This window comes from Mycolicibacter algericus DSM 45454 (assembly GCF_002086455.1).
Taxonomy (GTDB): domain Bacteria; phylum Actinomycetota; class Actinomycetes; order Mycobacteriales; family Mycobacteriaceae; genus Mycobacterium; species Mycobacterium algericum.
Genome location: NZ_MVHC01000050.1, coordinates 1 through 12836 on the forward strand (window position 1 = coordinate 1; position 12836 = coordinate 12836).

General features: G+C 67.3%; 11 protein-coding genes. 6 read left to right on the forward strand and 5 right to left on the reverse strand.

All coding sequences use genetic code 11. The annotated features are described in order from the left end of the window. The 3 genes from BST10_RS21380 to BST10_RS21390 all read left to right on the forward strand — a co-directional run. The coding region (locus tag BST10_RS21380) for a M24 family metallopeptidase (protein WP_133054459.1) at window positions 1-445 on the forward strand (445 nt) is incomplete at its 5' end. Between the two features lie 15 nt (window positions 446-460). Beyond that, window positions 461-1426, forward strand: coding sequence for an enoyl-CoA hydratase/isomerase family protein (locus tag BST10_RS21385; protein WP_083040587.1), 966 nt, complete (start codon window positions 461-463; stop codon window positions 1424-1426). 4 nt (window positions 1427-1430) lie between these two features. Then, on the forward strand, window positions 1431-3812 hold the full coding sequence (locus BST10_RS21390; RefSeq protein WP_083040588.1) for a CaiB/BaiF CoA transferase family protein: 2382 nt from the start codon (window positions 1431-1433) through the stop codon (window positions 3810-3812). 24 nt (window positions 3813-3836) lie between these two features. Here BST10_RS21390 and BST10_RS21395 read toward each other — a convergent pair whose 3' ends face one another. From BST10_RS21395 to BST10_RS21410, 4 genes are read right to left on the reverse strand one after another with little or no spacing between them, the layout of a single operon-like run. Then, a complete protein-coding gene (locus BST10_RS21395; protein WP_083040602.1) occupies window positions 3837-4853 on the reverse strand; it encodes a phosphotransferase in 1017 nt (338 codons plus the stop codon). Window positions 4854-4900: 47 nt separating this feature from the next. After that, the gene (locus tag BST10_RS21400) at window positions 4901-5740 is read right to left on the reverse strand and encodes a mycofactocin-coupled SDR family oxidoreductase (RefSeq protein ID WP_013830356.1); all 840 of its coding nucleotides are present in this window, start codon (window positions 5738-5740) and stop codon (window positions 4901-4903) included. Between the two features lie 49 nt (window positions 5741-5789). Beyond that, a complete protein-coding gene (locus tag BST10_RS21405; RefSeq protein ID WP_083040590.1) occupies window positions 5790-6995 on the reverse strand; it encodes a cytochrome P450 in 1206 nt (401 codons plus the stop codon). Between the two features lie 32 nt (window positions 6996-7027). After that, window positions 7028-8356, reverse strand: coding sequence for a cytochrome P450 (locus tag BST10_RS21410; RefSeq protein WP_423226891.1), 1329 nt, complete (start codon window positions 8354-8356; stop codon window positions 7028-7030). A 110-nt stretch (window positions 8357-8466) separates the two neighbouring features. On the opposite strand from BST10_RS21410, the gene BST10_RS21415 reads away from it, so the two are divergent. Beyond that, the gene (locus BST10_RS21415; protein ID WP_083040593.1) at window positions 8467-9120 is read left to right on the forward strand and encodes a TetR family transcriptional regulator; all 654 of its coding nucleotides are present in this window, start codon (window positions 8467-8469) and stop codon (window positions 9118-9120) included. On the opposite strand, the gene BST10_RS21420 is transcribed toward BST10_RS21415, so the two are convergent. Further along, the gene (locus BST10_RS21420; protein WP_083040595.1) at window positions 9117-9839 is read right to left on the reverse strand and encodes an enoyl-CoA hydratase/isomerase family protein; all 723 of its coding nucleotides are present in this window, start codon (window positions 9837-9839) and stop codon (window positions 9117-9119) included. The two genes, BST10_RS21415 and BST10_RS21420, sit on opposite strands and share 4 nt — an antisense overlap. 57 nt (window positions 9840-9896) lie before the next feature. On the opposite strand from BST10_RS21420, the gene BST10_RS21425 reads away from it, so the two are divergent. Together BST10_RS21425 and BST10_RS21430 are read left to right on the forward strand one after the other, a co-directional pair. Next, on the forward strand, window positions 9897-11447 hold the full coding sequence (locus BST10_RS21425) for an AMP-binding protein (protein ID WP_083040597.1): 1551 nt from the start codon (window positions 9897-9899) through the stop codon (window positions 11445-11447). A 35-nt stretch (window positions 11448-11482) separates the two neighbouring features. After that, window positions 11483-12673 (forward strand): amidohydrolase family protein, encoded by a 1191-nt coding sequence (locus BST10_RS21430; protein WP_083040600.1) that lies wholly within the window; start codon window positions 11483-11485, stop codon window positions 12671-12673. The last annotated feature ends 163 nt before the right edge of the window (window positions 12674-12836 follow it).

Here is a 12836-nt window from a genome sequence, read left to right on the forward strand (position 1 = left end):
GGTCGGGCCGGGGGACCTGGTGGGAATCTCGGCCGCCGTGGTGGCCGGCGGCTACCTCGGTGAGGTGGGACGCACCCATGCCGCTGGCGGCCCGCCGGACGGCAACGCCGCAGCGCTGTATCGGCGATGGGACGCGTTGTGGCAGCGGCTATCCGATGCCTGCCGGCCGGGCGCGGCCGGCAGCGAGCTGCTGAACGCCTACGCCGCGGCGGGAGAGGCGCTGCCCCCCGTGCCGGCGGCTCACGGGCTCGGCATGGGTTTCGACCCGCCGGTGGTCTCGGCGCGGCTGCCGCAGACCGCCGCCGCCGAACGGCTCGAACCGGGAATGGTGCTGGCCGTTACCGGGTATGTGTTCGAGCCCGGTGTCGGCGCGGTGTTCGGGCGCGAGGCGGTCCTGATCACCGAAGACGGCCACGAAGTTTTGACCACCAGTCCGTTCAGCTGAAGGAGCACAACACCAATGTCAGACACGCGCACGGACTCGGGTCGGCCATCGGCCGAGGAGATCATCCGTTACCACAAGGACCCGGCCACCAAGATCGCCACCATCACATTCGACCGGCCGGAATACCTCAATGCGCCGACATCGTCCGCGCGGCTGCGGTATGCGGACTTGCTGCGCGGCGCCAGCGTCGACAACGACGTCAAGGTGGTGGTGATCCGTGGTGTCGGGGACAACCTGGGCAGCGGCGCCGACCTGCCGGAGTTCATGGAGGGCGTCGATGAGCCCGAGAAGCGGCTGGCGGAACTGCGATTGGAAGGCACCGACGTCAACTACCCGCCCAAGGGCACGTTCCGCAACGGCGCCACCATCAGCGCCTGGTACGCCAACGTGCAGGCAGGCAACCGGCCGCTGCAGGAGCTCAAGAAAATCAGCATCGTGGAGGCCAAGGGCTACTGCTACGGCTGGCACTTCTACCAGGCCGCCGACGCCGATCTGGTGATCTCCTCCGATGACGCGTTGTTCGGCCACCCGTCGTTCCGCTACTACGGGTGGGGGCCGCGGATGTGGACCTGGGTGCAGATGATGGGGCTGCGCAAGTTCTCCGAGATGGTCTTCACCGGAAGGCCTTTCACCGCCTCCGACATGGAGAAGTGCAACTTCCTCAACAAGGTGGTCTCACGCGATCAGCTCGAGGCCGAGGTCGACAAGTATGCGCTGGCGTGCGCTCGCAACCGCCCCGTCGACACGGTGTTCATGCAGAAGATGTTCTTCGAGGTCTACAAGCAGCACCAGGGCGAGTACATGGGAAGCCTGCTGTCGGCGTTCTTCGAGTCGATGGGCTCCGGCGTGGCTCCCGACGCGGGAGACCTGATGCTCGATGAGGCCATCGAGTCCGGCCTGTCCGGGGCGGTCAAGGACAACGACTCGAGGTTCCCGCCCGACTTCCGGTTGAGCAAGTCCAGGCGCGACAAGGACAGCTGAGGCCGTGGCACCACTCGACGGCTTCACCGTCATCGATCTCTCCACCGGGATCGCCGGTGCCTACTGCACCAAGATGCTGGCCGACGGCGGCGCGGAAGTCGTCAAAGTCGAGCCGCCGCAGGGCGATCCGCTGCGGTACTGGTCGGCCTCGGGTGCCGAGACCGCCGGCGACGGGGCATTGTTCAGCTTTCTGTCCGGCGGCAAGCGCAGCGTCGTCACCGATCCGGACCGCGACACCGCGCTTGTCGACCGGTTGCTCTCCGGCGCCGACGCCGTCATCTGGTCGCGCGGATCGGCGCTCGCCGAGCACCCGGCGTTTGCGCCGCACCAGATCACTCGTGACCATCCGCAGCTGATCGTCACCGCGATCACGCCCTTCGGACTGGATGGTCCCTGGAGCGACCGCCCGGCCACCGAATTCACCCTGCAGGCCTGGTCGGGCGGCATCTTCGGGATCGGGCGCGGATCCCAGGACCGACCACCGGCATTCGTGGGCGGGCAGGTCGGCGAGTACCTTGCCGGTGCCTACGCCAGTGCGCTGACCCTGGCATCGTGGTTCGCCCGCCGCGACCGTGGTGAGCTGTTGGACCTGTCGATGCTCGAGACACAGATCATGGGCCTGACCTACTACCCGGTGACCTACTTCGAGATGCTCGGCAAGCCCTGGCGCGACACCCGCAGGCTTACCGTGCCCGGTATCGCCTCCGCCAAGGACGGCCTGGTCGATGTCGGGTGCGGCACCGCCCAGCAATGGTTCGACCTGTGCGCGATGACCGGGCATCCCGAGTGGATCGACGAGGACTCGCCGCTGTCGATCACCGAGCAGGCCAACGAGAAGGCCGAGGAGATCTACGCCTGGTTCAAAGAGCAGACCGTCGAGGAGATCCGGGAGCTGGCCACCGCATTCCGGATCCCCAACGCCCCGGTCGGCAACGGCGCCAACGTCACCGAACTGGATCACTTCCAGGCGCGGCAGGTCTTCGTCACCAACCCGCGCGGCGGATTCATCCAGCCCGATCGCCCCTACCGGATGCCGCAACTGAGCTGGGGACCCCCACAGCCGGCGCCGCGTCTCGGCGAGCACACCGAGCACTACCGTTCGGCGCCGCCACCATCACGTGTCGCCGGCGGGGGTGAGCGCCACGACGCCGGGCCGTTCAGCGGCCTTCGGGTGCTGGACCTGACGACGTTCTGGGCCGGCCCGAGCTGCACCCATCTGCTGGCCATGCTCGGCGCCGACGTCATCCATATCGAATCGACCGGCAAGCCCGACGGCACCCGGCTCATCGCCGGAATCCCGGCCAGTGAACCGCAATGGTGGGAGCGTTCACCCATTTTCTCGGCGCTGAACACCAACAAGCGGGGGCTCACGACGGACCTGCGCCGGGAGGCCGGCCGCGAGATTCTGCGGAAGCTGGTCGCGACCGCGGATGTGATCGTGGAGAACTTCACCCCGCGGGTGCTCGAACAGATCGGCTTGGATTTCGACACCGTCCGCCAGTTGCGGTCCGACGCGATCCTGTTGCGGATGCCCGGTTTCGGGCTCGACGGGCCGTGGCGTGACAATCCGGCGTTCGCCTATGCGATCGAGGCCGCCGCCGGCGTGAGCTGGCTGACCGGCTTCCCCGACCGCAACCCGTACGAGCCGTATTCGGTGGGCGATCCGAACGCCGGGGTGCACGCCCTCAACGCGCTGCTGTTGGCGCTGGAGCATCGTCGCCGTACCGGCGAGGGGATCCTGGTGGAAGCAGCGATGGTCGATGCGGCCCTCAACATCGCCGCCGAGCAGGTTATCGAGTACTCGGCCTACGGCGCACTGTTACAGCGCGACGGCAATCGGGGTCCGACCGCGGCACCGCAAAACCTGTACCGCACTTCCGATATCGACGAGTTCGGCCGGCTCGACAGCTGGGTCGCCGTGGCGATCAGCACCGACGAACAGTGGACTGCGCTCTGCGAGGCACTGGGTCGACCGGCCTGGGCGGCCGACCCGAGCCTGGCGACCGCGGCGGGACGCCGCGAACACCACGATCTCATCGATTCCCGGCTCGGCGCCTGGTGCGCCGAGCGCAGTGGTGATGAGATCGTCGAGTTGCTCTGGCCGGCCGGGATCCCGGTGGCCAAAGCTGTGCAACCGCACCGGCAGGCCGAGTTGCCGCAGTTGGCGCATCGCGGCTTCTTCGAAGAGGTCGCGCACCCGGTGAACCCGGCGGTGCGGCACAGCACGCTGCCGGCGCGTTCGACGCACGGGCCCAAGCGATTCCATCGCCGCCCGGCGCCGTTGCTCGGTGAGCACAACCACCAACTGCTGTGCGAGCTGGGTTTCACCGAGGCAGCGATCGCCGCCCTGGAAGCCGACGGAGTGATCGGCAACGCTCTCGGCTAGCGACCTGAAGCCGGGTCGGTGCTGCTAGCTCTCCAGGCTATCCAGCGCCGCGCGGGTATCCAGGTCGGTGAACGCCGCGGCGTAGCGCTGTGCGAACGCCAGGCTGATGTCGGGACGCTGCCAGCTGTCGCCACCGGACAGCGTTGCGATCCAGATCGCCAGACCGTGCGCGGCCGAAGCGCGGTAGTGCAGCCAGATCTCCTCGGCCGAGGGCAGCTCTGCTGGCGGAAGGCCCAGGGCGCCACGATATTCCTCCAGCAGTGCCCGTTCGCCGCTGCGCCGGTCGGAGATTTCCAGTGCACCTTGCAGGAAGTAGCCCAGGTCCAGCGAGAAGTTGCCGTGCCGGACCATCTGCCAGTCCAGGAAGCCGACGTCGCCGTCGGGCAGTACATAGGTGTTGCCGATGTGCGGGTCGCCGTGCAGCAGCGTCTGCGGTCCCCGGGTCAGGCTGCGGATGTAGCGCGCCCAGATGTCGCCGAAGAGTTCCGGCCCGCTCATCGCGGTGATCTCGGCGGGAACCGAGTCGCCCAGTCGCTGGTAGGCGACGTCGAGCGGTGCGAGCTCCAGACCGGCGAACGGCACGAACGGCTCCACCCACTCCAGCGCGGGGTTGGCGGTGATGCGTTCGCCCCAGAATGCCCCGTGCAGGCGGGCCAGGCCGCGTACTCCCCGCGCCGCTTCGTCGAGGCTCAGCGGCCGGGTGGCGTCGCGCGGGTCGGCGCCGCGGGCCACCACATCCTCCATCAGCAGCAGGAAGTCGCGGCGCTGCTCGTCGATCACCGCCCGGTAGACCGTCGGATGATCAAGTGGCAGTTCGACTTGCGCGAGGAACAGTCGCGGCTCGTGGTACAGACCGCTGGTCAGCTCGACCAGATCGGCATGCTCGGGGTCGACCGCCTTGACGAAGACGGTGGCCGGCCCGCTTCCGGCCGCGTAGCGCAGCGCCAGGCGAGCCCGCCGGTTGGTGCCGTCGTCGCGCAACGCGACCGAGACATCCTCCACCACCGCACCGGGGTGATGACCGCGCAGCGCAGCGGTCATCCACTCCGGGGAAATGGTTTCCCAGCTGTCGGGAATCGTCTGCGTCACTACTTGAGGCAGCTTCCGGCGTCGACGGGCAGGGTCACCCCGGTGATGTAGCGGGCCTCGTCGGATGTCAGGAACAGCACGGCGTTGCTGATGTCGACCGCGTCCACCCACGGAATCGGCAGGGTGTGGAAGAGCTGGCAGATCGGCGCCATGTCGTCGGGGCCCGGGTTCTCCAGGTCCGGCCGGAACATCTTCCAGGTGCCCTCGTTCATGATCATGCCGGTGCTGACGTGGGTGGGGTGCACGGTATTCACGCGAATGTTGTGCTGCCCCAACTCGACGGCGAAGGAGCGCATGATGCCCACCACGCCGTGCTTGGCGGCCACGTAGTTGCCGCAGTGCGGGTAGGCCTTCAGTCCGCCCACCGAGCTGGTCAGGACGATCGAACCGCCGTTGCCCCCGGCAATGAGATGCGGCACACCTGCTTTGACGGTCTTCCACACCCCCGACAGGTTGATGTCGATCATCTCCTGCCAGTCGTGTTCGCTGCACTGGTCGAGCGTGTCGCCACCGTTGCCGATGCCGGCGTTGGCGACGATGATGTCCAGCCGGCCGAGCTCCTCGACACCGGCATCGACCGCGGATTTGAGAGCGTCATAGTCGCGTACGTCGACCTCGGCGGTGTAGATCCGGCGGTTCAGCGCCTTGACCATGTCGGCGGTCTCGGCCAGCTCCTCCGGCGTGGCCGGCGGAATGGGCGAGTTCTCCACGATCGGCTTACAGACGTCGATCGCGATGATGTCGGCGCCCTCCTGGGCCAACCGCACCGCGTGGCTGCGGCCCTGGCCGTGCGCCGCGCCGGTGATGAACGCGACCTTGCCCTCAACACGTCCGGTCATGGGAAACCTCAATTCTGTTGTTGCGGAAAACTTCGGGTGACTAGGGGGTTCAGGGGACGAGTGCCGGCATGGAGACCCAGCCCCGCACCGTCGACGTCGGGGAGATCTGCGTCGCCGACAGGTCGACCTCCCACTCCGGGAATCGCTTGAGGATCTCCTCGAGAGCGATCCGCGCCTCCAGCCGGGCCAGGGCATTGCCCACACAGAAGTGGGTGCCGTGACCGAAGCCCAGGTGTGGGCGCCGTTCCCGGTGGATGTCGAATACGTCACCGTCCGGCGGGAACCGGCGGTGGTCGCGGTTGGCGGCACCGATCAGCAAGAGCATCGCCGAGCCTTCGGGCACCGTCTGGCCGTAGTACTCCACGTCGCGCGTGACGTACCGGGCCGCGTGCGGTGCCGGCGGCTCGAACCGGACCAGTTCCTCGACCGCCCGCGGGATCAGTGCCGGGTTGGCCGCCAGCTGCGCACGCTGGTCGGGGTGGTCGGCCAGCACTTTGCCCGCCCAGCCGATCAACCGGGTGGTGGTCTCGCTGCCGGCGGTCGCAAGCACGGTGAGGAACAGGTGCAGTTCCTCGCGGGACATCCGGCGCCGGGTGCCGTGTTCGTCCTCGAACTCCGCATTCATCAACTCGGTGATCAGGTCGTCGGAGGGGTTCGTGGTCCGGTAGGCGATGATGTCGGCGAACACGTCACCGGTGGCGATCGGGCCGTCCGGGTTGTCGGTCATCTTCTGACCGGGCTCGGTGCGGATGGTGGCATCGCCGTGCTCGGTGACGTGGCGCTGCTGATCCTCGGGAATACCCAGCAGCATGCCGATCACCCGCATCGGCATCTCCGCGCCGAGGTCGGTGACGAAGTCCAATCGGCCGGTGCCCACCAGCGGGTCCAGGCAGCGCGCGCAGAACTCCCGGATCTGCGATTCGAGGGCGTTCATCCGCCGCGGGCTGAACATCCCCGCCATCAGGTTGCGGTGGATGTCGTGGATCGGCGGGTCCTCGAAGATCAGGATGCCCGGCGGAATCTCCATGCCGGACTTGATGATCTCCAGGACGGCACCCTTGGCGGAGCTGAAGGTCTGGTAGTCGGCGAACGCGGCGTGCACGTCGTCGAATCGGCTCAGCGCGTAGAAGTCGTGTTCTTCGTTGTAGTACAGCGGCGCCTCTTCGCGCAGCCGGCGAAACATCGGGTACGGGTCGTTGTTGAGTTCGACGTCGTACGGGTCGTAGCGCGCTTCGTCGGTGGTGGTCACCGTCATGGTTGCCCCTTTGAGTGGGTAGAGAACAGCGGTCAGAGGCCGGCGGGGACGGGAGCCGTCACCGGGGTGAATTCCAGGTGGAGTTCGGTCAGGCCGCGCAGGATGAAGGTCGGTTCGAAACTGAATCGGCGGTCACCGGCCGGTCCGTGCTGCGACTCATCGAGCCGGATGTCGGTCATGCGGTCCAGGATGCGTTCCAGCGAGATCCGGCTCTCGGCGCGGGCCAGCGGCGACCCCGGACAGGTGTGACTGCCGCGGGCGAACGCCAGGTGCTCGCGCACATTGGGCCGGTCGATCCGGAACTCGTGCGGGTTCTCGAACTTGCGGGGGTCGCGGTTGATCGCGCCGGGGAACATCACCACGACCGTGCCGGCCTTCAGCTCGACGCCGCCCAACGTCGTGGTCTTGCGCACCAGCCGCGGGTCGGTCTTGACCGGGCTCTCCATGCGCAGGGTCTCTTCGAGGAAGTTCGGGATCCTGCTGCGGTCTTCGCGCAGTTGCGCAACGAGGCCGGGGTCCTCGGCCAGGAACCGCAGCGCCGCGCTGAGCAGCTTGGTGGTGGTCTCCTGTCCGGCGGCGAACAGGAACGTGGAACTCTTGACCACGTCGGAGATCTCGGGGATCGAGCCGTCCTCGTAGGTGGCGGTGGCCAGGTCGGTCAGCACGTCGCCGCGTGGATTCTCCCGCCGGTCATTCAGGTAGCCGCTGAACTTGTCGTCCAGCCACGCCAGCGGGTCGTGGGCCAACTCCTCGTGATCGAGCGAGCCGATACGGGCGCCCGGCTGCGGGGCGCCCAGTACCTCCTGGAACGCCGGCCGGTCCTCCTCTGGCACACCGAGCAGGTCGGCGATCACCAGCAGTGCGAACGGCCGGGCGTACTCGGAGAGGAATTCGCATTTGCCGCCTTCGGCGAAGTAGTCGAGCTGGCGGTCGGCCAGCTGCCACATGAAGTCCTGGTTCTCCTTGAGCCGCTTGGGTGTCAGCAGCCGATTCAGCAGCGACCGGGCCTTGGTGTGCATCGGTGGGTCCATGGTCACCATGTGATCGGCCATCGGCATCTGATGGCGGTGCGCCTCGATCTGCTCGCTGATGTCGTCGCCCTCAGGCTCGAACGGCAGCGGCGGGAAAGGCCCACCCACGGCCACCAGGTTGGAGTAGGTGTCGGAGTCGCGGTAGACCTCGTTCGCTTCTTCGTGACCGGTCACGGCGACGACGCCGTAGACGTTCAGCAGGGTCACCGGATTCTGGGCCCGCAGGTAGTCGAAGTACGGGTGAGGGTCCGGTATCAGGGACTGATCGGTGAAGAAGTCGATGGTGTCGAAGTCGGTCAACGTGGACCCCTCTGCTGAATGGGCTGACATGTGCTGTGCATCTGCTTAGCATGGGCGGGACCGGGAAGCAAGGGTTGCGGCGGCATTACGCTGGCCGCCGGACGTGTAAAGGTGGAATGTGATGACGCGGAGCGGACGGTATGCCCGAATCCGGTAAGGGGCAGCGCAGAATTGGGGCTCCGGACGCGAAGAACCGGTTGCGGTTGCTCGATGCCGCCGAGGAACTCTTGTTGACCGCCGGTCATACCGCCGTCAGCTCGCGCCGCGTCGCCGAGCGGGCCGGTCTCAAGCACCAACTCGTGCACTACTACTTCCGGACCATGGATGATCTTTTCCTGGCGATGTTCCGCCGTCGGGGTGATCAAGGAGTGGCCGAGCAGGCCGCGGCGCTGGCGTCGCCGCAGCCGTTGTGGGCGCTGTGGCGGTTCAACACCGACCCGGCGTGGACCGCGCTGACCATGCAGTTCATGGCGCTGGCCAACGAGCGTGCGGCGTTGCGGTCGGAGATTGCCAGCTATGCCGAGCGGCTGCGCGCCGAACAGATTGAGGCGGTGGCCGGCCTGCTGGCCCGCTATGGCATCGATGGCAGCGAGTTTCCGGCGACGGTGTTGACGGTGTTGATGACCAGCGCGTCGCGGATGCTGATCATCGAACACGAGGCGCTGGGCATGACCCTCGGCCATGCCGAGACCGTCGAGTTCGTGGAGCGGTGGTTGCATCGCTTCGAGGGCGAGCCGCAAGCGGTCACCGGCGCCGACGGACAGGTCCTCCCGGCCAGTGCCGCTGCGCGCTAGCGGTTGTTGCGCTGCTGCTGCACCGCGTCCGCGGCCGCCCAATGCTCGTCGGAGACCCAGAGCCGGGCAAACGCTGCCACCGCCTCGTCCGCCGACGCGCCGGCCAGCACCCGTTTGATCTCGCTCGCCGACCGGTTGGCCAGCGACCGCGCCAGCCCACGCCATTCGGCCTCGAACGACTCCCGTGGCACCACCCGGTTCACCAGCCCGATCCGTTCGGCCGCGGCGGCGTCGAGCATGGTTCCGGTGCCGGCCAGCAGCAGCGCCTGACTGTGCCCGACCAGGGCCGCCAGGCGCTCGGCCCCGCCCCAAGCCGGCATGATCGCCAGTGACACCTGATTGAACGCGATCTTGATGTCGGCGGCGGCGATCCGGATATCGGCGGCCACGGCGACCTCGGCGCCGCCTCCGAGCGCGTGGCCGTTCAATGCCGCGATCACCGGCGCGGGGAAGGCGGCGATGCGGTCGCACAGCAGCCGCATCCGCCAGGCCATGGCCCGCGCGTCCTCCTCGGTGCGGATGGCGGCGAGTTGCTTGAGATCGCCACCGGAGACGAAGGCTCGATCGCCGCCGCCGGTGATGACCAGTGCTCGTGCCGCGGCTACCGCATCAAGAGCACGATCGAGCTGATCCATCGTCTCCGGGGCGATCGCGTTGCGCGCCTGGGGACGATCGATCGTGATGACCGCCAATCCTTCATCCAGCTCGACATCAACCATGACTCTCCAATGAGGATATTGGCATTCTCGGATCAGGAGAATAACATCGCGGGGAACATGCGAAAAATTCCCGACGATCTGGTGCGTCGCTACGAAGCCAACGGGTGGTGGACCCGGGAGACCCTCGGGGACCTGCTCGGTCAAGGCCTGTCCCGCGGGGCCGGCAACCACTTCGAGGTGCACTCCGCGGTACGCCCATGGGTCGGCACCTTCGGCGAGGTGGAGCTGACCGCCCGCCGGCTGGCGGCCGGGCTGCGGGCCCGCGGCGTCGGGCCCGGCGATGTCGTGGCGTTCCAGCTGCCCAACTGGATGGAGGCCGCCGCGACCTTCTGGGCGGCGGCGTTCCTGGGGGCGGTCGTGGTGCCGGTCGTGCACTTCTACGGCCCCAAGGAGCTGGGCTACATCCTGGCCGCCAGCAAGCCCCGGGTGTTCATCACCGCCGAGAAGTTCGGGCGGATGAGCTTTCGGCCGGAGCTCGCCGGCGACGTGCCGATAACCGGGGTGGTGGGACAGAATTTCGACGAACTGCTCGCCGCTGAACCGATGGCCGGGATCCTGGCCACCGACCCCGGCGCACCGGCGCTCATCGCGTTCACGTCCGGCACCACCCGAGACCCCAAGGGCGTCATACACAGTCACCAGACGCTGTGCTTCGAGACGCGCCAGCTGCTCGATAACTACCCCAAGGATCGCGGTCGGCAACTGACCGCGACCCCGGTCGGGCACTTCATCGGGATGCTCGGCGCTTTCTTGATCCCGGTGCTGGAGAGCGCTCCGATCGACCTCGCCGACACCTGGGATCCCGCCCAGGTGCTCGAGCTGATGACCAGTCAGGGCGTGTCGATCGGCGGCGGACCGCCGTATTTCGTCACCAGCCTGCTCGATCATCCGGGCTTTGCTACCGAGCATCTCAAGCACATCCCCAATGTCGGGCTCGGCGGGGCGACGGTGCCCGCGGCGGTCACCCGCCGGCTTGCCGACCTCGGCATCTACGTCTACCGCTCCTACGGCAGCACCGAGCACCCGTCGATCACCGGCTCGACCGCCAGCGCTCCGGAGGACAAGCGGCTGTTCACCGACGGCGACGCGCGACCCGGCGTGGAGATCCGGTTGGCCCCTGACGGGGAGATATTGAGCCGGGGACCCGACCTGTGCCTGGGCTATACCGACGATGCCCTGACCGAGGCGGCCTTCGACGCCGAGGGCTGGTACCACACCGGCGACATCGGCGTGCTCGACGCCGACGGGTATCTGACCATCACCGACCGCAAGGCCGATGTGATCATCCGCGGCGGCGAGAACATCAGCGCCGTGGAGGTCGAAGAGGTGCTGTTGGCGATGCCGCCCATTGCCGAGGCGGTGGTGGTCGCATCGCCCGACGCCCGGCTCGGGGAGCGGGCGGCCGCGGTGGTCCGGCTCAAACCCGGCTTCGCGACGCCGACGATGCCGGAACTGCGGGCCCACTTCGAGCAGCTGGGGGTGGCGCGGCAGAAGTGGCCCGAGGAACTGCACGTGGTCGAGGATTTCCCGCGCACTGCCAGCGGCAAGGTGCAGAAGTATCGGGTGCGGCAGGACCTCGCGGGCGAGGTTGCACCGACACCATTGTGAGAATATGATTCTCACGAGCCGAAAAGGAGCATTTCATGGGTCAACTGTCACATCGCGTCGAGATCCCGTTCCCGTTGTTCGACGCCGACAACCACCTCTATGAGCCGCCGGAGGCGCTGACCAAGTACTTGCCCAAGGAGTACAAGGACATCGTCCAGTACGTGGAGATCAACGGGCGTACCAAGATTGCGATCGACGGCCACATCAGCAACTACATCCCGAACCCGACCTTCTCGCACGTCGCCAAGCCGGGCGCCTGGGAGGAGTACTTCAAGTTCGGCAACCCCGACGGCAAGAGCAAGCGTGAACTGTTCGGGGAGCCGATGAAGTCGATCCCGGCGTTCTTCGAGCCGGCTCCGCGCCTGGCACTGATGGACGAACTGGGCGTCGACCGTTCGCTGATGTTCCCCACGCTGGCCAGCCTCATCGAGGAGCGGCTGCGTGATAACCCGGTCGCCATCCACGTCATCATCCACTCGCTCAACCAGTGGCTGGACGAAGTGTGGGGCTTCAACTACAAGAACCGCATCTTCACCACCCCGGTGATCACCTTGCCCATCGTCGAGAAGGCGATCGAGGAGCTCGAGTGGTGCGTCAAGCGTGGTGCCCGCGCCATCTTGATCCGCCCGGCTCCGGTCCCCGGTTTCCGCGGCCCGCGGTCGTTTGCGCTGCCCGAGTTCGACCCGTTCTGGGAGCGTTGCGTGCACCATGACGTGTTCGTCGGCATGCACTCCAGCGACAGCGGCTACGCGCGCTACACGTCGGAGTGGGACGGCACGGTACAGGAGATGCTGCCCTTCCAGACCAATGCGATGAACATTCTGAACGAATGGCGTCCGATCCAGGATGCGGTGGGCTCCTGGGTGATCCACGGTGCGCTGTTCCGCCACCCGAAGCTCAAAGTGGGCATCGTGGAGGCCGGCTCCAAGTGGATGTTCCCGCTGCTGGACTCCATGTCGGAGGTGTACAAGAAGGCGCCGGAAGCCTTCCTGGGCAACCCGATGGAGGAGATCAAGAACCGCATCTACGTCAGCCCGTTCTACGAAGAGGGCATCGACGATCTGATCAACCTGATCGGGGTGGAGCAGGTGCTCTACGGTTCCGACTGGCCGCACCCGGAGGGCCTGGCTGAGCCGACGCACTACGTGACGGCGCTGTCGCACCTCTCCGTCGAGGACCAGGCCAAGATCATGGGCGGTAACCTCGGTCGGCTCGTCACCGTTTAGCGGTGCCGCGCTGGCAGACCATTCCCGAGATGGTCTTGAGTGTCGGGGCGGGGGGGGGGGGGGGCCCCCCCCCCCCCCCCCCCCCCGGGGGGGGGGGGTTTTTACACGTTGGCGCCCCGGGGCGCGGTGGGGGGGGGGCGGTGGCCCCCGGGGGGGGGGCCCA